The organism is Prosthecobacter sp. (assembly GCF_020439865.1).
Taxonomy (GTDB): Bacteria; Verrucomicrobiota; Verrucomicrobiia; order Verrucomicrobiales; family Verrucomicrobiaceae; genus Prosthecobacter.
This window is the reverse complement of record NZ_JAGRPF010000100.1, coordinates 1-22,163: the sequence shown is the minus strand read 5'-3', so window position 1 is coordinate 22,163 and position 22,163 is coordinate 1. Positions and strand designations below refer to the sequence as shown.

Below are 22,163 nucleotides of genomic sequence, written 5' to 3'. Positions count from 1 at the left end.
TCTGCGAAACCGTCGGCAAGCGCGGCGCCGCCATCATCGCCGCCCGTGGCGCATCTTCCGCAGCCTCCGCAGCCAATGCGCTCGTCGATCACGTCCGCTCGCTCGTCACCCCCGGCGCGATCCATTCTGTCGCAGTGAAGAGCAACGGTCTCTACGGCTTCGATCCCGAAGTCTGGGCCGGCATGCCCGTGCGCACCACGACCCCCGGCAGCTACGAAGTCATCACCGGCTACGAGATGGACGAATTCGCCAAATCGAAGATCGCCGCCACCAACAAGGAACTCGTCGATGAGCGCTCCTTCGTGGCGGACATGCTGAAGTAGTCGTCTGCTTTCTCCACCACGCCCCATGCGCCCTCGTGGCCCATGGGGCTTTTTTCTGGCGAAATTACCCTCTCCTGCCACGTTGACTCGCCATGCCCTTCTCCCGACGCGACATTCTTCAGACCACCGGCTGCGGCTTTGGCTATCTGGCCTGGCAGGCCATGGCCCAGAGTCAGGCGGCGCTGGCGAATCCGCTCGCGATCCGGAAGCCGCATCACGCTCCCAAAGCCAAGCGCGTCATCTTCCTCTTCATGCAGGGCGGTGTCAGCCACGTGGACTCGTATGATTACAAACCGCGCCTGTTCAAAGACGACGGCAAGATCATCGACGTCGAAGACTCCCGCATCGTGGCCAAGACCGGCAAAGGCGCGCCGCAGCGCGTGATGAAGCCGCTTTGGGACTTCAAACAGCACGGCGAGACCGGCCATTGGGCATCGAATCTTTTCCCAAACATCAACCAGCACATCGACGACCTGTGCTTTTTCCACGGCATGCACACCGAGGGCGTCGCGCATGGTCCAGCCACGCTCTTTTTGCACACCGGCACCACGAGTTTCATCCGCCCCAGCATGGGCTCGTGGGTGATGTATGGCCTCGGCGCTGAAAACGAAAATCTGCCCGGCTTTGTCACGATAAGTCCGAGTCTCGGCAACGGCGGCCCGCGCAATTACGGCAACGCCTTCCTGCCCGCCGTCTTCCAAGGAACGCCCGTGGGCCGCAGCGGTCTGCCCGCCAAGGAATCCACGATCAAGAACATCGCCAACACGATCTGGACGACCGAGCAGCAGCGCAAGCAATTCGACCTCCTCGGCGCTCTGAACGCCGAACAGGCCGCCCGTGCCATGCCTGGCGATACCGAGATCGACGCCGTCATCCGCAGCTACGAGCTCGCCTGGCGGCTGCAAAACAAGGCTCCTGATGCCATTGACCTGAGTGGCGAATCCGAAGCCACCTTGAAGCTTTACGGCATCAACGAAAAGACCACGGACAACTACGGCCGCCAGTGCCTCATGGCCCGCCGCCTCGCCGAGCAGGGCGTGCGCTACATCCAGGTCAATTACGGCGACAATTCCAACAACCCCGCCTGGGATCAACATTCCAATCTGCCCAAGCATGGCGACCACGCCGCCGCTGTCGATAAGCCGATCGCCGGTCTGCTCTATGATCTCAAACAGCGCGGCCTTCTCGAAGACACCATCGTCTGGTGGGGCGGCGAATTCGGCCGCACGCCTTATGCGCAAAACAACGGCACCGGCCGCGACCACAATCCGCTCGGCTTCACCGTCTGGGTCGCCGGTGGCGGTTTCAAATCCGGCTTCTCCCACGGCGTCACCGACGACATCGGTCACATGGCCGTCGAGGACAAAGTCCACATGCACGACCTGCATGCGACCATCCTTCATCAGCTCGGCCTCGATCACGAGAAGCTCACCTTCCGCCACGCCGGCCGCGACTTCCGCCTCACCGATGTTCACGGGCATGTGGTGAAGGAAGTCATCGCGTAAAGTGGTCCGCACAGTCCCCTGTGCGGACCACTTTGGATTCACTTCTTCACCAACGACTCCAGGTAATCCAAGAGGCTGGCGAACTCTTTCACCGTGAAGTTCATCATCAGGCCGGGCGGCATCATGCTCATCGGCAGTTTCTGGCGGTCTTTGATGTCCGCCGTTTTAAAGGTGAACTCCTGGGCGGCGATGTTGCGCAGTTTTACTTCATTTGCGCCTTCCAGGGTGATGAATCCCATCTGCTGCGTGCCGTCCTTCATCGTGATCATCTCGCTGGCGAAGCCTTGGGCGATGGTTTTGTTGGGATCGAGGATGTTTTGGGCTAGATCGGGGCGCTTGTAGGTTTGCGCGATGTTGCCGAGATACGGCCCCTTCTGCGGCTGGCTCTCGCTCGTCGTGTGGCAGGCGATGCAGGTGGCCTTGGTGAAGACCATTTCACCCGTCGCCACATCGCCCTTCATGGTGATGACCTTGGCGAGCACTTCCTCAGGTTTCAGCGTACTCACCAGCGGCGTGGTGTCCTTTTCGCGATTCAGACGCATCGACTTCGCGGCGTTGTCAGCTGCTTTTTTCACCACAGGATCGGGATCGTTCAACGCGGTGAGCACCTTGCCCGCCGACGGCATGTGTTTGATCAAACCGATCGCCTCCACGATCTGCTTCCGGCGCTTCGCATCGGCCCAGCCGGCATCCAGCGCTTTCTGCGACAGTTGAATCGACTCCGGACTGCCGGACTTGCGGTTGGCGAGATTGAGCAGCGCTGCATCCGCATAAAGCGACGTCTTGCCGTCCACCTTCTCCGCTATCTGTTCGACGAGTTGATGATGGTTCTCGAGTTTCGGCGCGTTGAAAAACGCGTTCGTCGCCGCTTCGTAGTCCTTGCCGGACTCCGGCATCTTCTTCAGCGCATCGAAGGCCGCCAGCGTCGCGCTCACACCCTCGGCACTGTCGGTTTTGGCCAGGGCGATGATTGCCTGTGAAATCGTCGCGGTTTTGGCATCCGCCATTTTCAACGCCTGCAGCAGAAGCGGAACCGCATCGGCCGGAATCGCATCCGCCGTCGCAAGTTGCGCCACGGCATCAGGAATCACTTTCGCATCCTTCTTCGCGAGCACCAGAATGCGCTCCAGCGCGTCATTCGACTGAATGCGGTTGAGGTTCATCTCCTTCACCAGAAACGCCGCCTCTTCCGGCGAGGCCTTCGCCAGCGCATCCTTCAGCGCAGCCGCGATCTTCGGCGTCTCGCTCCACGCTTCCGGCTGGTAATACGGCCCGCGCGTGTCCGGCCGCGTGCCCCACGAATCCCCCTTCCACTCACCTTCATGGAAATGTAGGCGGCACAGCGCAGCGAGAATGCCCTGGCGCAGCGCGGGATCGTTGAACTTGCCGAGGCGCTTGATGAGTCCGGTGACGACTTCGGGCTGGTGCATTCCAGCTAGAGCCCGGACGTGGCTGAGCTTTTCTTTGTAAACCCGCTTTGGAATCTCATCGCGGTAAGGTGGAGGCAATGTAGCGGCTTGCTTCAGCTCCCTCTCGTCATCCAGCAGTGCAAACACTCGTACATGGGACATTACACGTCGCGCCGCCGCTATGGACATGTGCTCCAACACAGGACTTATCTTATCACCGAGAATAGAACTGTCAGGAGGAGGCTTCGACCAAGCGTTGCCACGAACGAATTGATGAAGGTCTGCTGCTGTTTTTCGACCCCAGACTTCTTCGAAATCATCGTCTCCTCCAGCACCTCCCAGACCGAAGCCGCTCCCCGAACTATACCGAAACAGCATCCCCCCGGATGGATTCGTGGACTCTACCCAATACCCACGCAACGCCGCAACATATGCCTCAATGGACTTCTTTGTGGGTGGATTATCGAGAGCGATTGGCACGTCTTTGCCAGGGTGCTGAACATAAGCATTCATCGCTGCGCTTTGCGTTCCCCGGCCACAAGCTGGATCCACACAAAGGGTCGTGAGCAGACGATGTGATTTCGACCATGGTCGCCGAATAAGTTCTCGTTGCGCCTCCATCCTCCGGCGGTTGCTCGCGGACTCCAGTACCTTCACCAACTCCGCATCGCTCGCTTTCGTGAAATCAGGCAGTGGCTCGGGTTTGAAGCCCTTCGGCCTGACCTGCACGATGTAACCGACATCCGGACCTTCCCAGTTGAAGGTCGCGCCTTTCCAACTCGCGCAATAGACGCGACTGTTGCCATCGACATCGGCGTCGGTGGGGCGGGTCATTTTGATGAAGGGCTCGGGCTTGCGGGTTTCTTCAAAGGTCGCGCCTTTGGGTTTCACCTGGTGGTGCCACAGAGCGCCGGTGCCCCAGTCGCAGGTGAAGGGGGCATTGTTCCATTTCCCGAAGCCGGGTTCGTCGATGTAAACCGCGCCGCAGCCGCTGCCACCGCCGTAGTCCGCCAACGGCTGGATGCACTCGTCGTTGAAGTTTTTGTAGAGACGCGGGTAGCCGTGGTCGTCGAGGCCGGTGAAGTGGTGGAAGCGCACGTTCCAGCCGCCGCCGTCGTTGGTGTTGTCGCGCGCGAAGATGTCCATCAGCGGGCTGATGGCGACTTCGAGGATGTTGCGCGTGCCGGTGCTATAGATTTCCAAACCCGTGCCGTCAGGACGGACGCGGATCACGCCGCCGCCGCGATGCTGCAAATGCCGCCCGTCCGTGCCCACGGCGTCCATGAAACCGAAGTCGCCACCGGCGATGTAGAGCCAGCCGTCGATGCCGAGGCTCAGTCCGTTGGTTGTGTGATCGGCAGGACGCTGGTCGTAGCCGAACGCGATGTTTTTGACGAGCACGTTCTCCTTTTCCGCCACACCATCGCCGTCCGCATCGATGAATTCGCTCAAGTGCGGCGGATGCACGAGATAGAGGCGGTCGTGATCCCACACGAGACCGCGCGGCGCATCGACCTCGCAGAAGACCTTCGTTTCATCGGCGCGTCCATCGCCATCGAGATCGCGCAGGCGGATCACGCGTCCACGCTTCGGATTGCGGCCCAGCGAGCCATTGCCATCGCTGCTGACATAGAGCGTGCCATCAGGTGCGGCGGCGACAAAGACGGGATAGTTCGCAGCGGCGCTGTTCGCGAACAGACTGACCTCAAAGCCATCCGCCACCTTCACATCCTTCAAGATGGCCGTCTCCTGCTCCGGCGTGAGCTTCACGATCTTCGGCGTGATGTTGCCTTCCTTCGCATAAGGATCGTTCGCCTTGTTCTGCTCTTTCTTCTGCGCGTCGCTGAGTTTGGGTGCGACGGCCTTGATGTCCGGGCCTTTGAGCTTCACTTCGCGAATGCTCGCCCAGCCGCCGCTGGTCTTGCCCAGCGCGTGGATCTTCACGAATTTGATGCCATCCTTCTTGGCGAAGTCGTCCTTGTAGGGAGCGTTCTTCGTGTTGCTGGAGGCATCCACGAGCGTGCTCCATGTTTTGCCATCGGCGCTGGCCTCGATCTTGTAACGATACACGCCGCCGTTCTCCCAAACGCTGTCGATGCCGGTGAGCGCCTGCGGTTTTTCAAACTCAAGCTGGAGCCATTGCGGATAGCTGGCGTTGCTGGCGCACCAGCGCGTCTTGTCGTCGCCGTCCACCGCACGCCAGGCGAAGTTGCTCTTGCCGGTTTCCTCGCTGCTCGCCGTTGCCTTGATGCCAGTGGCGTTGGCCGGAGGTGGTGGAGGCGGCTTGGGAGCCTCAACAGGTTTCGCCGGAACAAAGGTGATCTTGTTCTGTCCCTTGAACGGCGTGAGGTAATCCGCGTTCAGCTTGTCGCAGGCCCACAGCAGGCCGCGCGTGATGAGATCAAGGTACCGCGCATCGGCGACGGTGTCGTTGTTGTGACCGATCGTGGTGCTGAAGCTGCGGGCGCCGACTTTTTCGTTCGTCCACGCGACGACATAGTCCACGTCCTTGCCTTTGACCACCTGCTTGCCCATCGCGAGCGGATGACCGTCGAAGATGTTCACGTTGTTGTAGAGTTCCTCCTTGATCGTCGTCCAGTCCTTCAGCGGCTTCGTGATGGGATGCTCGGGATCGACAAACGTGATCGCAATCGGTTCCTGCGGGCCATGCGAAGCGGACTGGATGCCGAGGTGCTTGAACCAGCGGTCCTCGCCGGTGCGGAAGCTGTGCATCGCGCAATGCAGGTGAATGGACGGGATGGTCTTGTGCGCGTCGAGGATGCGCGTGAGCACCTCCTTGTTGTTCATGCTCGCGGCGCATTCGTCGTGAATGATCACGTCGTACCCTTTCGCCCAGTCGGGATTGTCATACACGGGCAGCGGCGGGTTGGTGGACTTGTCGTCGGTCCAGATCACATCCACCTGTACATTGGCGCGGCTTTGAATGCCCTCTGAGATGATCAGGTGCTGCTTCGCATAGTCATGGCAGCAGCCGCCGGTGATCAGCAGGGCTTTCAGAGGCTTGGTTTCGGCATGCAGCGAGAAAGCGCTGGCAAGCAGGGCAAGAACGAGGGCTTTTTTCATGAATGGAACGGAGGGACGGAAACGCGAAACAGCGACTTTGCTTGCGGTGCTTCTCAACGGCAGAAGCGCGCCTTGATCAGATGACTGCCGAGAATCCACACCTTGTGCAGCTTGCTGAGGCGGCAGCGTTTGGTGAAGACCGGATAGCGCTCCTGCTTGAGCTTGTCGAGGATGCGCGAGTAGATCGCGGCCATGATCTCTGAGGCCACCATGCTTTTGCGATCCTCCGGCGGCAGCGCCTTCTGAGCGGCGGCGTAATAGTCGCGGGCGCGTGCATACTGAAAGTCCATCATCTTCGTGAAACGTTCGCTCGGGCGCGCGTCCAGAATCTCGCTCTCCAGCACACCGAACTGCCGCAATTCTTTTCTGGGAATGTAGATGCGTCCGGTGTCGCGCGCGTCCTGACCGACATCCCTAATGATGTTCGTGAACTGCAGCGCATAGCCCAGATTGATCGCGTAATCCCGCGTGGCGGGATTTGTGTGTCCGAAGATCTCGATGCTCACGAGTCCGACGACGCTCGCGACTTTGTAGCAATACCCAAGGAGTTCCTCAAAGGTCTCATAGCGTGTCTTGGTGATGTCACTGGCGACACCGTCAATGATTTCACCAAGCCAAGCACGCGGGAAGCCGTACTTCTTGGGCAGCACCAGCATTTCGTCGAGCACGGGATGCCCCGGAGGCTCGCCCGCCTCTACGCAGCGCTTCCAATGGTTCAGCTCCTTTTCTTTGTCAGCCGCAGGCACCTGAGTGTCGTCTGCGATGTCATCCACCACGCGACAGAAGGCGTAGAATGAGATCATGTCACGGCGGCGTTCCTTCGGCAGGCAGGCGAGGGCGAAGGCCAGGTTCGACTTTGCCCGCCGCACGATCTGTTCTGTAGAAAGCGTGCCGCTGGTCATGCGGAGGGGGAACGTGGAAAGCCGTGGCGCAGCATGAGGAGGAGGGCCGTTAGCAATAGCCAGCAATCGAGCATGGCAAGCGCCAAAGCATTCAGCGGCAGCACGATCATGCGCCCGATCGCGGAACCCTCGGACAACGCAACAGTCGTCGCCGAGGTGTATTGAGCGAGAATCAAAACGGCAAGTGACGTGATGCTGAGTAGCACCAGGGGAACAGCAGATCGCAGCAAAATGCGCAGCGCCGCCGCTCCCTGAAGCCAGAACGTTCCGGGCACCGCTCCCACAGCGACCGGAAGCGCGGCAAACAGCAGCAGCACTTCGATCCACAACCAACCGCCAATGCTCCCGGGTGTGCTGATCTGCCAGAACCGCAGCCCCATCCAGAGCAGATTGAAGCCCGCCAGCCACGCCACGCCCTGCCATCGGGCAAACACGTGCTCCAGAGCCGCCGTGGCATCGGTCTCCGCCTCAGTGTCCTGAGGTTTCTCCCAAGCCATGACAAACCTCACCAGCCACACCTGAACACCGGCTGCGGCGAGCGCTGTGAAGACGTAACGTAGTCCCAGCTTCACCGTTTCAGCCCCCTCGGGAAGCATGTGCCTCAAACTCGATCCCTCAAGCGCAAGCCAGCCAAAACCTGTCAGGGTGAACACGAGCAACGCGACTTTTTGCTCCGGCCCGGGCCTGCGTTCTCCGTAACGATAAGGCCAGCGCCAGATGCGTACCGTCAGGAACACGAGCAGAACAGGAACAAGGCAGGCCAGCGGCCAGGGTGGAATCAGCACGTGAGGCAGCATCGCCATGTGCTGCGCCGCATCACGCGACAACGGCAGGATCATCTCACGCCAGTCCGTGAGCCGTGCGAGCGGAATGGGCGTGCGCAATGATTCGGAGAAAACCGATGCGAGGATCAGCGCGCCCGCAGTCCAAACGATCAGGACGGGCCTCAGACGAAGGAAGTCCCACGCGTCCGACAAATGCCGCCGCAGCGGATGCCAGCGCAGATGCAACGCCAGACCGGCGGTGAAACCGAGAAGCGCGAGCGCAGTCGATTGCCATGGGAGGAGGTTCAAAGTTGTCGATCAATTCGCGAAAACATCTCGACATGCCAGCACGTATTCGCTTCTCTCACTTCGCCATGAAATTACCCGTCGCCCTACTGCTTGCCTCGTTGTCGATTCAATCCGCCGTTCTCGCTGAAAACTGGCCGAACTGGCGCGGTCCGAATCAGGACGGCTCGTCGAGCGAAACCGGACTGCCGGTGAAGTTCAGCACCACCGAGGGCGTGAAGTGGGCCGTGGACATGCCCGGCCTCTCCGCTTCGGTGCCAGTCATCTGGGGCGACAACATTTTCCTGACCGCACCCATCGCCGAAGAGAAAAAGCTCGTCGGACTTTGCTACGACAAGCAGACCGGCAAAGAAAAGTGGCGCACGACCATCTCCGAGGGCACCGAGGTCCAGTGGGACGACAAGAGCAACCTCGCCAGCCCCTCGGCTGCGACGGATGGTGACCGAGTTTACTTCCTCTTTGCCAACGCCGTCGCCGCCGCCTGTGATTTCAGCGGCAAGATCGTGTGGAAGCGTGATTTCAAGGAAACCCACGGAGCCTTCGCCACGCAGTGGACTTATGGCAGCAGCCCCACCATCGACAGCGGCAAGCTCTACATCCAGGTGCTTCAGCGCAACGAGACCTTCAAGTTTCAGGACAAGTTTGAGAAGGGCACTCCTGGCAAGGATTTGAGCAGCTACGTGCTCGCCATCGATCCTGCCACCGGGAAGGACATTTGGAAGCAGATCCGCCCAAGCCTCGGCAACACTGAGTCACTGGAAGCCTTCAGCAGCCCGGTGTTCACCAGCTACAAAGGCCAGCGCCTCATGCTGATCTCCGGCGGCGACACGCTCACCATTCATGACGCTGCCACCGGCAAGGAGTTCTCCCGCATCGCCACGTGGAACCCGCCGGGTGAAGGCTACAACAAGTTCTTCCGCCTCGTCCCCTCGCCTGTCGTTGGCGACGGAATGGCCATCGTCTGCGCGCCGAAGAATTCACCGGTGTTTGCCATGCCGCTCGATGCGAAGGGCGAAACCCAGCCCGTCTGGCAGACCGAACCCAAAGGCGTCACGAGCGATGTGCCCACACCTGCGTTCTACAAAGGCCACTTCTACGTCCTCGACGGTGGCAAGAAGATCCTGAGCTGCCTCGAACCAAAAACCGGCAAGGCCCTGTGGTCTGGCGAACTCGGTGGCAAAACGAAGTTCGAAAGCAGCCCGACCGTCGCCGATGGCAAAGTGTACTGCATCAATTTCTGGGGCGAGGTCTATGTCGCCAGCGCCAACCCGGACAAGTTTGAGCTTCTCTCCGTCAACGAGATGGGCGACGGCTCCAAACCGAACGGCAACGCCGCCAGCGTGCGCGCCAGCATCTCCGTCAGCGACAGCAGCCTCTTCATCCGCACGCAGGACAAGCTGTATCGCGTCGGGAAGTGATTCTGCCACCATTGCAGAGCCACGGAAATGATTTGGCTAGCGAACCATGACGTTCCCGGCAAAACAAAGGACAAATCCTTGGTTGAAGCGTGGATGCCTAATATCGATTGGCGTCATTTCGACGCTAATCGGCACCGTATTTCTGCTGGATGAATTCATGCCTTCGACTGCACGTCGATCGCTTCCAGAATCCGCGACTGATGTGCAGGAACATTACTCGGACTCTTGGAACGGCGATTACGTGCGCTGCATAAAGGCGAGGCTTCCAGAGATCGATCTCCCTCTCTATGCCAAAAAACTCGGACTGAGTGAACGCTTTGATCCAGCCGCACACCACGATATTGCAAACCTGATAGACATTAGTTTTGACGGCCCCGACTGGTGGACGCCTCCTCCTGCCACACAGACAACCTATTTCGGTTACGAACGTGGCGACGACTTCCTCCAAGTCTTGAAATACTCTTCTGGCTATGTGTATTTCGTCTCTACGTCATGGTAAGTTTATTCGTGGTCGCGAGGTACTTTAAGCCTACTGACACTGTTGACACTCACCCTTCAGGAATACTGCTGCATGCTCGAACGCCTTCTCGTCCTCTTCTTCGTCGTGACGACTCTCGCTCACGCAGCCCCCGCTGAACACGTCATTCTCGTCAGCATCGACGGCTGGGCGCATCATTACTTTGATGATCCCAAGTGCCACATGCCGGCGGTGAAAGCGCTGGCGGCAAACGGCGTGCGTTCGAAGCGAATGGAGTGCTCGTTTCCGACGGTGACGTGGACGAATCACACCACGCTCGTCACCGGCGTGCATCCGGGCAAGCACGGCGTGCTGGCGAACGAATACTTCGATCGCGAGCAGCGAAAGAAGATTCCTCTCATTCCCGATCCGCTCTTCAATAAGGACGAAATCGTCAAAACGCCGACCATTTATGACGCGGCCAAGGCCGCGGGCATGAAAACAGCCGGCGTGATCTGGCCCGCATCGCGTGGAGCCAAAACGCTCGACTGGACGGTGCCGGATGTGTTCGAACAGGAGTTGTTCGAGAAGTACGGCACGCCGGAACTGCTGGAAGACGCACGGGCAGCTGGCATCCCGATCGAGAAGCAGATGGAATGGTGCAAAGCGGGCAATGCAGGCAAGGCGCAGCGTGATTACATGTACACTCTGCTCGCCACGCACATCATCAAGAAGCACAAGCCCAACTTCCTGGCGATTCACCTCGTCAGCCTCGACTCTTTCGAGCATGCGCATGGCCGACAGGTCGCCGAAGCCTACTGGGCGGCGAACGATTCGGACAATCGCGTCGCCGATCTCGTGCGCGCCACCGAAGAGGCCGGCATCCGCGACAAAACCGCTTTCGTCATCACCACCGACCACGGCTTTGTGACCTACACCAAGTCGATCAACGCCAACTCGGCGCTGAAGAAGGATGGCTTCGTCAAAGCCGTGCTCGGCAAGAGCCTCGCACCCGATTCGCAGGTCTTCGCCATGGCCGAAGGCGGCTCCTGCTTCGTCTATGTGCTCGATGCTGCGAATCGCGAAACCATTCTCCAGCAGATCACGCCGAAGCTCGCGAAACTGGAAGGCGTGGAGGGCGTCGTCGAGTCCAAGGACTTTGACAGCAAACTGCACCACATCACCACCGCGCAGGATGGGCGTGAGCCCGATCTCGTGCTGCTCGCCGCCGACGGCTACACCTTCACCGACTCGCTGGCCGACAGCGAAGTCATCATTCCGAATGATCCGCCAAAGGGCGCGCACGGTCATTTCCAGCTCGATCCGAACCTCTATGGCGGATTCGTGATCAGCGGCGCGGGCGTGAAGCAGGGTGTCGTGCTCGATGAAATGAAGAACATCGACGTCACGCCGACGATGGCGAAACTTCTCGGCGTTCCCTTCCCCGACGCAGACGGACGCGTGCTGAACGAGGCGCTCAAGTAGCCGCACTCAATCCTACAGCATCCCCGGTGCGTAACGCGGGCGGCTATCTGAACCCGTTCCCAGACGCTGGCGCATCGCCGGATCATCCAGCGCCCGATCCACGGCCTCCTGAAGCGCACGGGAGGTCAGCTCCCGCAGCACCGGGACGGGCGAGCCGCTGCCGGGACGATACGCGCCGCTCTGGCGCTCGCCTTCGTAAACCTTGGTGAACAGCACACGTCCTGAGGACGCCTCGCGCACGTTCACCCGGATGCGCGCGTATCCATAGGGGTGCACGAGCAGCTGGGAACGCAGGTCGTGAATCTCCCCGGTGATGATGTAGCGGCCCTTCGAATCCGGCGCCATCATGCCGCGTGCTTCAAGCGCGTAGCCAAAGGCGTTGCGCACGATGTCTTTGATCGGAAGCCGGGTTTGCAGGGTGTCGACCTTGGGCCCGATGGGCATGCGCACATGGCCCAGCGTCTGGGCCTGCACCCCCCGTTTGTCCTTGAACTGCCCCACTGAAAAGTCGGGGCTTCCGCGGACCATCCTCCCGTTTTCTGGCACGTAATCAAGGCTGACGACCGAGGACGTGGAGCAGGCGGAAACACCGAGGAGGGTCGCGGCTGCGAAAGTGACAGACAGGCACCGAAGGTTCATGGACGCCATCCTTAGAACGCCTTGGCCGCGAATCAATGCGCTAGATTGATTACAAGCGTCTTCCAAGGGAAAAAAAACAACCCTGCCGGAACTCGGAGCTCAGGAAAAAAACCCCCAAAACCTGAATCCAATTAACCCGGCAGGGTTGATTTAATGAATATATTCGGAAACAGGTTCGCCATGCAATACCAAAAACTTTGCCGTCAAAAAAAAGCACTGCTGCTGCCTCTGGCTGGCATCCTCATTTTCGCCCTGCTGCCATCGGAATCTCACGCGCAGATCGGCCGCGCCGTGAAGCAGGTGATCGTCTCCCAGGCCGCCACGTGGAACTCGAACACGGCGAGCATGCAGTGCTACCAGCGCGCGTCCGCCGGAGCGCCCTGGCAGGCGGTGTTTGAGAAGCCGGTGCCCGTGCTGCTCGGTCGCAAGGGGCTCGCCTGGGGCCGCGGTGTGTTCAACCAGCCCCAGAACGGCATCCCCGCCAAGGTGGAGAAGGACTGGAGAGCTCCCGCCGGGGTTTTTCAATTGGGCTCTTTGTTCGGCTATGCCGCCACACCACCCGGCGGCTCCCGCTGGCCCTACATCCAGGTCGGCCCATGGGACGCTTACGTCGATGATTCGGCCTCGCCTTACTACAACCGTCATGTCCGCATCGATCCGCGTCAGGGCATTCCGCCTTGGTTTGAAAAACAAAAGATGCGGCTTGGGGACGCGGCCTACAAATGGATGCTCGAAATCCGCCACAACCAGCAGCCTGCGGCCCCCGGCTACGGCAGCGCGATCTTCTTCCACGTCCGCCGCGGACCCTCCACGCCCAGCGCCGGCTGCACGACCATGGCCGAGACTGACCTCGTCCGCCTGCTTCGCTGGCTCGATCCCAAGGCCTCTCCTCACTACGTCCTGCTGCCCAAAGCCGACTATGCCGCTCTGCGCGCCGCATGGGGACTGCCTTGATCGCAGAACTTTCTAGCGTTCGGTACGCTGAATCGCCTTCTTGAGCCAGTCGCATTCTTCCTTCCACGGCGAAGCAGCTCTCATCTCGGCCACCGTCATCGGCAGGCGCGCGCTCCAGTTGCTGGTGGCGGCGATCCCGGGAACGTTGAAACGGTCTTCGAGACCGAAGAGGTCCGTGAGCATGAAGGCGGCAAAGCGCGCATTGCTGGTCAGCAGCGCCTCCAGCAGAGCACGACGAATGTGGGTGTCGTATTCAGGCCAGCCATCGGAGGAGAAACGCAGCCCGGCGAACTCCGCCAAGTCCCGCAATTCCTTTTGACCGAGCGCGCGCTGTCCCTCATCGGCGCTCGCCGCATCGCGACGGCGATGTTCCCAATGCGTCTTCATCGGTTCGTGATCATGCGTTGCGTAGGTCGTGAAGGCGCAGTTGTCATAGGTGCTGCCCATGACGACACGCCCCTGGTCGTCGCTCTCCCACTGGCAGACCTTAAATCCAGGAATGTCGAGGCTGAGAAGATGCGGACGCACATAGTCGGGCACGGTTCCGAGATCCTCCGCCACCACCTCCGCCTTGCCTGCGGCCGCGTCGAGGATCATGCGCAGATACTTGTCGCCGTTCGCGAGGTTCACCGCCTTGTGCTCCGGCGTGTCGTCGCCGTGCTCGATGTAGTGCGGCAGACGGCCGCCGGTGAGCGCTTTTGCTTCGTCATCCGAGAGATAACAAAACTCCTCATTGCGCGTCGGCCGCCACGGGAAGCTGTAGATGCGGTAGAAGCCCAGCACATGGTCGATGCGGAAGATGTCGAAGACCTCGACGAGCTTCTGCGTGCGCCGCCGCCACCACTGGAAGCCGCCTTGTTCCATCACGTGCCAGCGGTAGTGCGGGATGCCCCAGTTCTGGCCCCAGCGCTGCACGAAGTAGTCGTCCTTGAAGTAGGTTTCCGGCGGTGCGCCGCCGCACCAGTTCAGGTCAAACTGCTCCGGCTGGAAGAACACATCGGCGCTGCACCAGGAGATGCCGAAGGGGATGTCGCCCATCAGCTTGACCCCCTTCCCGTTCGCGTAGGCGCGCAGTTCGCCCCACTGCCTGAAGCACAGCCACTGCACGTAGGCGTGGAACAGAATGCGGTCATCCACCTCGTCGGCGTTCGCATCGCGCCAGGCGCGGGCCTTGGCGGCGCTGTTCAGATTCTCGCGCCAGTTCGTCCAGTCCTCATGGCCGTGCACCTCCATGAGCACCTTAAAGAGACAGAAGTCATCCAGCCATGACGCCTCGCGAATGCAGAACGCCTCGAACTCGCGCATCCGCTCCGGCTGCTGTTCGATCTGGCTGAAAGCGCGGCGCAGCAGGGTGTTTTTCAGCCGCCGCACCTTCGGGTAGTTCACCGATCCGTGCCGCAGCAGGTCCACGCGCAGGATGCCGGTGATCGTGCGGTAAAACTTCTCATCCAGTTCCGGAATCGCCGCAGGCGTGAGCTCGAGCGTCAGGTAATCCAGCGCCACCGAGCTGATCGCGTTGTAGGGGCTGCTGTCGCTGCCCGTGGCATTGATCGGCAGGAACTGCACGAAGCCGAGGCCCGTCTCCGCCGCCCAGTCCACGAGCTGGCGCACGCCTCCGATGTCGCCGATGCCGAGATCCTCAGGAGTGCGGAGAGCGAAGACGGGAATCAGAATGCCTGCGCGGCGTGGCTGGATGGTGGGCATGAGAAGAGGGACGAACCGGAATGAAAAAGGACAAATGTTTGGTGTTGTCTGGTGCGATTTGGGTAACTTCGCAAGCGTATAGAGCACGATGCGTTCCCGATCCCTGACGATGCTGCTGTTTTTGACCATCTCCGCCGCCACCGCTGCGGAGACCAAGGAGCCGCGTGTGATCGATTTCCGCTCCCAGCCGCACAACTACCTCGAATGGAAGCCGCGGGACCGCTTCGCCGAGCTGCAGGCAAAGGCGCAGAAAGGCGAGGTCAGGCTCGACACCACCAACGACAAGGCCTTCCTCACCAGCCTGCTCGAGGCGCTGAACATTCCGATCAGCTCGCAGATCATGGTGTTTTCCGCCAGCTCGCTGCAGAGCGAGATCATCAACCCGCGCAATCCGCGCGCCCTTTACTTCAACGAGGACACCTACCTCGGCTGGGTGCCCGGCGGACTGGTGGAAATCATTGCCGCGGATCCCGAGATGGGGCCGATGTTCTACGTCTTCGACCGCCTGCGTCCCGGCGGTCCGGTGCCCAACGTCACGCGCTCCACCAAGTGCATGAACTGCCATGCCGGCAATGCCACGCGCAGACTGCCGGGGCTCATCGCCGAATCGCTGCTCGTGTCGCGCGCGGGCTCGAGCCTCGAGACCTATCGTCGTGATGTGCAGGGGCATCAGATCCCGCTGAACCTGCGCTTCGGCGGCTGGCACCTCACCGGCCAGCACAACATCACCGACAACAAGGCCAACGTGATGGGCGTCCCGAACGCCGGCAAAAATCAGATCGTCCCCGTGGAGCCCGGCCAGTACTCCGACCTCAGCCTGCACCTGCTGCCCACCAGCGACATCCTGCCCAACCTCATGAACGAGCACCAGATGGGCTTCGAGAACCGCCTCGTCTATGCCATCTACACCGTGCGCCAGCTCAAGTTCGAAACCAAAGGCCTGCTCGGAGCCGCCGCGAAAGCGGAGATCGAAGAGCGCGCGGAAGAACTCGCGCGCTACATCGTGTTCGCCGACGAGGCGAAGTTTCCCGGCAAAGGCATCGTCGGAGACCCCGCCTACGTGCAGGACTTCCTGCGCGACCGCAAACAGACCAAGGCCGGCCTCTCGCTCAAGGACCTCGATCTCAAGACACGCATGTTCAAACATCGCTGCAGCTACATGCTCTATACGGACACGTGGAAGGAGGCACCCAAGGAGCTCAAGGAACGCGTCTACTACCACATGGCCCTCTACCTCCGTGAGCAACCTGATGCCCAGCATGCCCACATTCCTCCTGCCGAACGTCTGGCCATCCGCTCCATCCTCAAAGAGACGATGACCGACCTGCCCGCCTGGTGGCGGTAACACCCTCCAGGTAGGGACGCGCTGCGTCGCGTCCCACTTTGTCAGCCTGTCGGGGACGAGCAGGAGAATTCGCGTCCAAGGAGAGAAAGGAGCGCGGACACTCTTGTCCGCATCTTCCAAACAGCGGACAAGAGTGTCCGCGCTCCCGTCCCATTTTCGCCTTCGGCAAGGCCGGAGCCTTGCCCTTCACGGCACGTCCGCCGCTTAAAACTTCGGCATCGACTTGCGGCGCTTCTGCTCCTTGGCTGCCTCTGCCCGTAGCGCAGCCTGAATCCCTTCCCTCGAGTAAAACACGATGGTGTAAGCCATGGGCGTCAATGTCGCACCGGCACCGTCACTGCGTTTCCAATGCATCCCGCCCAACAGGGCGGTGCCGATGATCATCTCCGGCTTGTCAGCTTTCAACGGATGGGTCGCACTGCGTTCCCAGGCTCCGCCGCTCTGTTCAGCTTCCAAGATCGCCTGCAGTTCCTCCGCCTTGATCGTTTTGCCGGAAGGATGCGGCAGCTCCTTCTGATACTCCTGTGCCACCACCTTCCCGTCGAGAAACGCCACGCGCAGCGCCCATCCTTGGAAGTGATAGGTGGACTCCGTGGCTCCGGAGACGAGCGGTTCAGGCATGATCACCCGCTGCTTCGGACGCTCGGCGCTACCGTAGCGCTCAACACACCGACGTTCCGTGTCATCAAGGCGTGCATGTCCCCAAGAGGGCAGGAATCCCATCCATGCGATCAGGCAGAAGAAGATGTGTCTCATTCGAGAAATCTCCGCACCGGCTGCGAGTCTGTCACGTGCTTTCGCGTCGCAGACTCATTCGTTCTTCACTCGCAGGAGGGCAACGCTCCTGCGTTGCCGACTTCTTCGGCAAGGCCGGAGCCTTGCCCTCCTACTTACCACGGCCGTGGCGTCCGCCCATCGGCGGCGCGCCAGCCGGCGGCTGTTGCTGGGGTTGTTGCTGCTGCGGAGGCATGAACCGCTGCATCTGTTGCCGTGCCAGCTCCTGAGCCTGCTGCGCCTGCTGCTGAGCCCGCCGTATGAACTCCTGCTGTTGCTGCTGCGCCTGCTGTTGCTGCATCTGTTGCGCCTGAGCCTGAGCCTGTTGCTGACGCTGTTGAAAATCACGCTGCTGCTCCTGCATTCGTTGCTGCGCCTGCTGTTGCTGGATCTGTGCCTGCTGGCGTTGCTCATGCTCCCGCTGCTGCTGCATCTGCTGCTGGCGCTGCTGAAAATCACGCTGTTGCTGCTCCTGGATTCGCTGCTGAGCCTGCTGCTGGATTTGTGCCTGCTGGCGCTGCTCGTGCTCACGCTGCTGCTGCTCCTGCATCCGCTGCTGGGCCTGCTGCTGGATTTGTGCCTGCTGGCGTTGCTCCATCTCACGCTGCTGCTGCAGTTGTTGCGCCTGTGCCTCCGCCTGCTGTTGCTGCTGCATCCGCTGCTGCTCGCGCATTTGATGCTCTTGGAATCGCTGCTGAGCCTGCTGCTGCTCGTTAGGCTGAGGAATGAACGACGGACGCTGCTGCGGCCCGCCCGGCCTTACTTCCGGCACGCTCCGACGAACCTCGGGCACGCTGGGCCTTACCTCGGGCACACTCGGACGCACTTCGGGCAGGCTACGGCGAATCTCCGGCACACTCGGCCTCACTTCGGGCACGCTGGGCCTTACCTCAGGCACACTCGGACGCACTTCGGGCAGGCTCCGGCGAACTTCTGGAACGCTCGGACGCACCTCGGGCATCGAGCGGCGGATCTCCGGCACGCTCGGGCGTACTTCCGGCACGGTCGGCCTCACCTCCGGCATCGCGCGGCGCACTTCCTCCGTTCGGGCCGCGTAGCCGCCGTGGTTGTGGCGTTCCGTCGTCGAAAGCGTGCGCCCCACCGCCGGCGGCGGCGTGTTGCTGGTGGCGATCACCGGCTGGCGCGCCGGCAGATTCTTCGGCAGCTCGCGCCGCGCCTGCTCGCGCAGGCTCTGCAAGTGACGGCCCTGCTCGCTGTTTCCCGCATGTGCCCAGCCGCGGTCGATCTCCGGCTGCGTGAAACGTTCCCGCACGCGGCTCGGCAGGCCGGGGTGCTCGTCACGGCGGATCTGCGGCGCGGCCACGATGAGCTGCCCGCGGTCCACATGGAAGAGATGGCGCGGATCGCGGTCGCCGTCGCGGCGCAGCCAGTCGTTGCGCAGGCCCGAGTCATCGCGGCGCAGCTGGTAGCGCGGCACCGGCATGCGGCCCATCTGGTCCATGCGGTTCACGTCCGGCCCGCCCACGAAGATGTGGTTCACCACCTGTTTGTTGTACGTGATGTTCGTGATGTTCACCGACTGGCTGATGAAATTCACGTTGTAGGAGCGGTTCACCACATAGGGCCGCAGCGACGTGCTGCAGGCGAACGATTGATACGGCACAAAATTGTACCAGCCCGGGCCGATGTCATAATACACGTCCGTCCACGCGCCGAAGCCCAGGCTCAGCACCCAGAACGCATCCGGCGGCAGCGGCGCCCAGCCGATGTACTGCGGCCCCTGCCGCCACGACACCCACGCCGGCGCCCAGTCATAGCCCGGCACCCAGCACCAGTGCCCCGCATGGATCATCCAGCGGCCGTAGTGATACGTCGCCCAGCCAAACGGCTCGTCCGTCATCCACGTCCAGCCCGCGTCCGTGTAAGCCCAGTAACCGTCCGTGTACGGCTGCCACCCCGGCCCCACCAGTCCTGAGTAAGGCTCCCAGCAGTAGCCGTAGGTCGGGATGTAAACCCAGTCCCCGTAAGGCTGCAGCGCATCGTAAAAAAAGTCGATCGACACATCGTAGCCCGACTGCGCCTCCACCCGGGAGACCGGAGCCAGCACGATGAACAAAGAAGTGAACGCCAAGGCGAGAGTTTTCATGGGAGAACAATGGGTTGTCCCCGTACTCGACGCATTCCCCGCTGGGATATTCATCCCTCCTCATCGGAGGGCGGCACTCCTGCGCTGCCCACTTCGGCAAGGCCGGAGCCTTGCCCTCCCATCCTCCGGTAGGAACGCGCTGCGTCGCGTCCCATTTCCACTCAGAAGCGACACGTCGATGAAAAGACCACTCACGAGATCGCGGTCATCTCGCCGCGGAAGATTCCCTTCCTGCACTTCGGGCAGGTGCGGCCTTCGAGACGGTTGGTGTTTCGCAGCTTCGGTTTGCTGCAGCCCGTGCAACGCATGCGATCACGCTTCGGATCACGCCGCGTCTGACGTCCGCACTGCAGGCAGAGCCAGTCACCCTCGTTGCCACCACGCTCCTTCCAGAAAGCCAGGTATTCGTCCTCACGCACCTCGTCGCAGCCCGTCTGCTGCTGGTAAAACGCACGCGGCTCCCAGTAGTCCCCCGGATGGTAAAAGAAATGCCGCTTCCCGTCGCGGTCCGTCAGGTAAGGATTGCCGTCGCTCCAGGCGTCAACCTTGAAGCCGCAGTGGGAGCAGGTGAATTGGGTGCAGGCGGCCATCGTGACGTGAGTTAAACACTGAACCGCTGTCCACAAGGGGCCAATCCCACAGGAGCGTTTCCCTCCGCCATCATGTCTTCATGCAGCTCCTTCAGGCATTGGGTAAAGAACTCGTGGTAGCGTTTCACTTGTTCGAACTCCGTCGCAATCCGCCCGCGCTGCTCGTCGAGGGCTGCGATCACGGCCTGGCAGCCCTCGAGCGTGTTCAAATCCCAAGTCAACAGCGACAGATGCACCAACCGATTGCGCTCATCGACCAAGCCTTTGAGCCGGGATTGCCACTCCTGGTGGAGCTCCTCGGTAATCGTGATGCCAAAGCGATGCGAGGCCTCTCCGGGGGCAACGTCATCGGCAGTCACGAAATCGCCAGCGGCCGGTTTCAGGATCAATTGTTCGAACAAATCTCCCGCGAGCACCCCCAAGGTCTTCCTCTCCACCGCCTCCTCACGTCGCTTCAGCTCATCGGCCATGGTCTCGTGGGTGTAGGAGCCTTGATGACGTGCGAGAAGATACTTGAGCAAAAGTTCCAGACGCTGAAACTGGAGCAAGTTCCGTCCCACACCTTGGTAGGCCAGATTGCGGGCGGAAGTGAGGTCGGGGCTCGTCGGCATTGTCGTGGGAACCCAATACAGGAGATTCGGCGTTCTGCAGCCCCATCCCTCTTTTCCTTTTTTCGTCTCTTTCGGCCAATCCCTAGGCCCAAAAAAGTGCGGTTTATTGGCAGGTCTGCCAATTTACGAATCGCGGGGAGCGCCACAGAATCGTGGCCCCAATCACCGCGCGTGACTATGCAGGCGAAGGCGTCTTCATCCTCCACGAATCCCCGGACGGCGAACCGGGCGGGGCGGCCGCTGCCGCGGCGGAGGAAGCTGGACGTGGAGCGGTTGCACCGGGGCATGGTCTGGGTGGTGCGGTGCCTGCTGAAACGCCACGAGCTGGGCCCCACTTGGGTGGCGCGGGAGTGCGGCGTGGGCCGGCAGTCGCTGCGGGATTACCTCAACGGCCTGTGCCTGCATGGCCGCCATACGGTGGCCCAGGTGGCGCTGCTGCTGGGCTTTTTTCCGGACGAACTGGAAAAACTCACGCGCCGCTGGATGCGGAAATACCGCCGCCGGCAGCGGCGCGAGCACACGGACGATCCGCGCTGGACGCTGCGCTACCCGTGGGAGCTCTCGGTGCTGCTGGAATATCTGCAGTTCCTGCTCTGAGAGCAACAAACGCGCCAGCGCGATGCACGGGAAACCGGCATCGCCAGGCCGCCGACGGATGGCAGGCTGTGCCATGCAAGCGACGCCCGTCCCCCGCCCCGCACCTCCGGCGACCGACCGCCCGGCAGGCGGCGGGAGGAGGCTGTCATCACGACCGGGTTCTTTGCCGGCACGGCACCGTTCCTTGCCGGAATCACGCCGGACTTTGCCGGAGCCCCGCCGGAGCTTTCCGGAATCGCGTCGGAGCTTGCCGGACTCAGGCCGGAGCTTGCCAGAATCGCGCCGGAGCTTGCCAGAACCCCGCCGGAGTCTGCCGGTCTCAGGCCGGAGCTTGCCGGAGCTACGTCGGAGTTTGCCGGAACTCCGCCGGTGCCTGCCGGAGCTGCGTCGGAGTTTGCCGGAACTCCGCCGGTGCTTGCCGGAACCGCGCCGGAGTTTGCCCGATCCGCGCCGGTGCGTGCCGGAACTCCGCCGGAGTTTGCCGGGGACGCTCCGGCACCTGCCGGAGCCGCGCCGGAAAGCGGCTTTTCCATTTCACCGGAGGGCCGGGTGATGCCGACGTGGAACGACGGCAGCACCTGGAATTCCGGAGCCCTCTGGGGGCCGGCCTCCCCGGCCAGTCTCCTCATCCCCAACCGCAAACGCAAGAAACCAACCATGAAACGCCAGCCCTACTACCCCAAACTCCTGCCCCAGCAGCCGGAGTGGCACACGAACTTCGCCACGAAGCTGCCCGGCTACGCCACCGCCCTCGGGCTGGTGACGGCCGACGTGAACGCCGCCGTGGCGGACAACCTCGTCCTGGCCTATGCGCTGGGCGACTGGATCACCAACGTGCGCAACTTCGCCCCGTCCTGCACGGCGGCGATCGACGACCTGACCGGCGGGACCGGGGGCGAGGATTTTGCCTTCCCGACCTACACCGCGCCGACGCCGCCCACCCTGCCGGGCAGCCTGACGGCGGTGCCGCCGGGAGCTCTGGACCGAACCTTCCTGCTGGTGCAGGGCATCAAGAGCAAGGCGGGCTACACGGAGGCCATGGGCCTGGACCTGCGGATCGTGGGCGAGGAGGACGCGACGGAGCACACGCGGCCGGAGTTCACCCTGAAGACCGAGCAGGGGGACGGCTGCCACTGCGTGAAGATCCGCTTCAAGAAATACGGCCACTATGCGGTCGCCGTTTACAGCC

Annotated in this window: 16 protein-coding genes and 2 pseudogenes; 9 read left to right on the top strand and 9 right to left on the bottom strand. The window is 61.6% G+C overall.

Translation table 11 applies throughout. The features are described from left to right. A pseudogene (locus KDL09_RS10695) lies at window positions 1-323 on the top strand (malate dehydrogenase); the annotation flags it as partial. 92 nt (window positions 324-415) lie between these two features. Continuing rightward, the gene (locus KDL09_RS10690; RefSeq protein WP_294384634.1) at window positions 416-1,828 is read left to right on the top strand and encodes a DUF1501 domain-containing protein; all 1,413 of its coding nucleotides are present in this window, start codon (window positions 416-418) and stop codon (window positions 1,826-1,828) included. 38 nt (window positions 1,829-1,866) lie between these two features. Here KDL09_RS10690 and KDL09_RS10685 read toward each other — a convergent pair whose 3' ends face one another. From KDL09_RS10685 to KDL09_RS10675, 3 genes are read right to left on the bottom strand one after another with little or no spacing between them, the layout of a single operon-like run. Beyond that, window positions 1,867-6,321: a discoidin domain-containing protein gene (locus KDL09_RS10685; RefSeq protein WP_294384631.1), complete on the bottom strand. Its 4,455-nt coding sequence runs from the start codon at window positions 6,319-6,321 to the stop codon at window positions 1,867-1,869. A 53-nt stretch (window positions 6,322-6,374) separates the two neighbouring features. Continuing rightward, entirely contained in the window at window positions 6,375-7,223 is an 849-nt protein-coding gene (locus KDL09_RS10680; RefSeq protein ID WP_294384629.1) for a squalene/phytoene synthase family protein, read from the bottom strand. Further along, entirely contained in the window at window positions 7,220-8,296 is a 1,077-nt protein-coding gene (locus KDL09_RS10675) for a hypothetical protein (protein ID WP_294384628.1), read from the bottom strand. The genes KDL09_RS10680 and KDL09_RS10675 overlap by 4 nt, the downstream gene beginning before the upstream one ends. 65 nt (window positions 8,297-8,361) lie before the next feature. Here KDL09_RS10675 and KDL09_RS10670 point away from each other — a divergent pair, with 65 nt between their 5' ends. The 3 genes from KDL09_RS10670 to KDL09_RS10660 all read left to right on the top strand — a co-directional run bounded on the left by KDL09_RS10670 (window position 8,362) and on the right by KDL09_RS10660 (window position 11,653). Then, window positions 8,362-9,711 (top strand): PQQ-binding-like beta-propeller repeat protein, encoded by a 1,350-nt coding sequence (locus KDL09_RS10670; RefSeq protein WP_294384627.1) that lies wholly within the window; start codon window positions 8,362-8,364, stop codon window positions 9,709-9,711. 46 nt (window positions 9,712-9,757) lie between these two features. Beyond that, window positions 9,758-10,210: a hypothetical protein gene (locus KDL09_RS10665; RefSeq protein WP_294384626.1), complete on the top strand. Its 453-nt coding sequence runs from the start codon at window positions 9,758-9,760 to the stop codon at window positions 10,208-10,210. A gap of 72 nt (window positions 10,211-10,282) precedes the next feature. Continuing rightward, entirely contained in the window at window positions 10,283-11,653 is a 1,371-nt protein-coding gene (locus KDL09_RS10660; RefSeq protein ID WP_294384625.1) for an alkaline phosphatase family protein, read from the top strand. A 12-nt stretch (window positions 11,654-11,665) separates the two neighbouring features. Here the strand turns inward: KDL09_RS10660 and KDL09_RS10655 are convergent, their stop codons facing one another. Continuing rightward, entirely contained in the window at window positions 11,666-12,292 is a 627-nt protein-coding gene (locus KDL09_RS10655) for a hypothetical protein (protein ID WP_294384624.1), read from the bottom strand. A gap of 180 nt (window positions 12,293-12,472) precedes the next feature. On the opposite strand from KDL09_RS10655, the gene KDL09_RS10650 reads away from it, so the two are divergent. After that, a complete protein-coding gene (locus KDL09_RS10650; RefSeq protein WP_294384622.1) occupies window positions 12,473-13,246 on the top strand; it encodes a L,D-transpeptidase family protein in 774 nt (257 codons plus the stop codon). A 12-nt stretch (window positions 13,247-13,258) separates the two neighbouring features. Here the strand turns inward: KDL09_RS10650 and KDL09_RS10645 are convergent, their stop codons facing one another. Beyond that, entirely contained in the window at window positions 13,259-14,950 is a 1,692-nt protein-coding gene (locus KDL09_RS10645) for a 4-alpha-glucanotransferase (protein WP_294384620.1), read from the bottom strand. A gap of 88 nt (window positions 14,951-15,038) precedes the next feature. Here KDL09_RS10645 and KDL09_RS10640 point away from each other — a divergent pair, with 88 nt between their 5' ends. After that, a complete protein-coding gene (locus tag KDL09_RS10640; protein WP_294384618.1) occupies window positions 15,039-16,295 on the top strand; it encodes a hypothetical protein in 1,257 nt (418 codons plus the stop codon). Between the two features lie 204 nt (window positions 16,296-16,499). Here KDL09_RS10640 and KDL09_RS10635 read toward each other — a convergent pair whose 3' ends face one another. From KDL09_RS10635 to KDL09_RS10620, 4 genes are all read right to left on the bottom strand, one after another. Then, window positions 16,500-17,051, bottom strand: a complete 552-nt coding sequence (locus tag KDL09_RS10635; protein ID WP_294384616.1) for a hypothetical protein — start codon at window positions 17,049-17,051, stop codon at window positions 16,500-16,502. A gap of 130 nt (window positions 17,052-17,181) precedes the next feature. Next, window positions 17,182-19,176: a DUF6600 domain-containing protein gene (locus KDL09_RS10630; protein WP_294384614.1), complete on the bottom strand. Its 1,995-nt coding sequence runs from the start codon at window positions 19,174-19,176 to the stop codon at window positions 17,182-17,184. A 191-nt stretch (window positions 19,177-19,367) separates the two neighbouring features. Next, window positions 19,368-19,766 (bottom strand): hypothetical protein, encoded by a 399-nt coding sequence (locus KDL09_RS10625; RefSeq protein ID WP_294384612.1) that lies wholly within the window; start codon window positions 19,764-19,766, stop codon window positions 19,368-19,370. An 11-nt stretch (window positions 19,767-19,777) separates the two neighbouring features. Next, complete coding sequence (locus KDL09_RS10620) at window positions 19,778-20,236, bottom strand: hypothetical protein (RefSeq protein ID WP_294384610.1); 459 nt, start codon at window positions 20,234-20,236, stop codon at window positions 19,778-19,780. A gap of 426 nt (window positions 20,237-20,662) precedes the next feature. Here KDL09_RS10620 and KDL09_RS10615 point away from each other — a divergent pair, with 426 nt between their 5' ends. Both KDL09_RS10615 and KDL09_RS10610 read left to right on the top strand, forming a co-directional pair. Continuing rightward, window positions 20,663-20,974, top strand: a complete 312-nt coding sequence (locus tag KDL09_RS10615; RefSeq protein ID WP_294384608.1) for a hypothetical protein — start codon at window positions 20,663-20,665, stop codon at window positions 20,972-20,974. 369 nt (window positions 20,975-21,343) lie between these two features. Further along, window positions 21,344-22,163, top strand: a pseudogene (locus KDL09_RS10610) (hypothetical protein); the annotation flags it as partial.

Excerpts from the sequence above, each read along its gene's own strand:
- KDL09_RS10680 (WP_294384629.1), bottom strand. The coding sequence starts at position 7,223 with ATGACCAGCGGCACGCTTTCTACAGAACAGATCGTGCGGCGGGCAAAG.
- KDL09_RS10630 (WP_294384614.1), bottom strand. The coding sequence starts at position 19,176 with ATGAAAACTCTCGCCTTGGCGTTCACTTCTTTGTTCATCGTGCTGGCT.
- KDL09_RS10690 (WP_294384634.1), top strand. The coding sequence starts at position 416 with ATGCCCTTCTCCCGACGCGACATTCTTCAGACCACCGGCTGCGGCTTT.
- KDL09_RS10670 (WP_294384627.1), top strand. The coding sequence starts at position 8,362 with ATGAAATTACCCGTCGCCCTACTGCTTGCCTCGTTGTCGATTCAATCC.
- KDL09_RS10615 (WP_294384608.1), top strand. The coding sequence starts at position 20,663 with ATGGTCTGGGTGGTGCGGTGCCTGCTGAAACGCCACGAGCTGGGCCCC.
- KDL09_RS10655 (WP_294384624.1), bottom strand. The coding sequence starts at position 12,292 with ATGAACCTTCGGTGCCTGTCTGTCACTTTCGCAGCCGCGACCCTCCTC.
- KDL09_RS10640 (WP_294384618.1), top strand. The coding sequence starts at position 15,039 with ATGCGTTCCCGATCCCTGACGATGCTGCTGTTTTTGACCATCTCCGCC.
- KDL09_RS10625 (WP_294384612.1), bottom strand. The coding sequence starts at position 19,766 with ATGGCCGCCTGCACCCAATTCACCTGCTCCCACTGCGGCTTCAAGGTT.
- KDL09_RS10645 (WP_294384620.1), bottom strand. The coding sequence starts at position 14,950 with ATGCCCACCATCCAGCCACGCCGCGCAGGCATTCTGATTCCCGTCTTC.
- KDL09_RS10685 (WP_294384631.1), bottom strand. The coding sequence starts at position 6,321 with ATGAAAAAAGCCCTCGTTCTTGCCCTGCTTGCCAGCGCTTTCTCGCTG.
- KDL09_RS10660 (WP_294384625.1), top strand. The coding sequence starts at position 10,283 with ATGCTCGAACGCCTTCTCGTCCTCTTCTTCGTCGTGACGACTCTCGCT.
- KDL09_RS10650 (WP_294384622.1), top strand. The coding sequence starts at position 12,473 with ATGCAATACCAAAAACTTTGCCGTCAAAAAAAAGCACTGCTGCTGCCT.
- KDL09_RS10620 (WP_294384610.1), bottom strand. The coding sequence starts at position 20,236 with ATGGCCGATGAGCTGAAGCGACGTGAGGAGGCGGTGGAGAGGAAGACC.
- KDL09_RS10635 (WP_294384616.1), bottom strand. The coding sequence starts at position 17,051 with ATGAGACACATCTTCTTCTGCCTGATCGCATGGATGGGATTCCTGCCC.
- KDL09_RS10665 (WP_294384626.1), top strand. The coding sequence starts at position 9,758 with ATGACGTTCCCGGCAAAACAAAGGACAAATCCTTGGTTGAAGCGTGGA.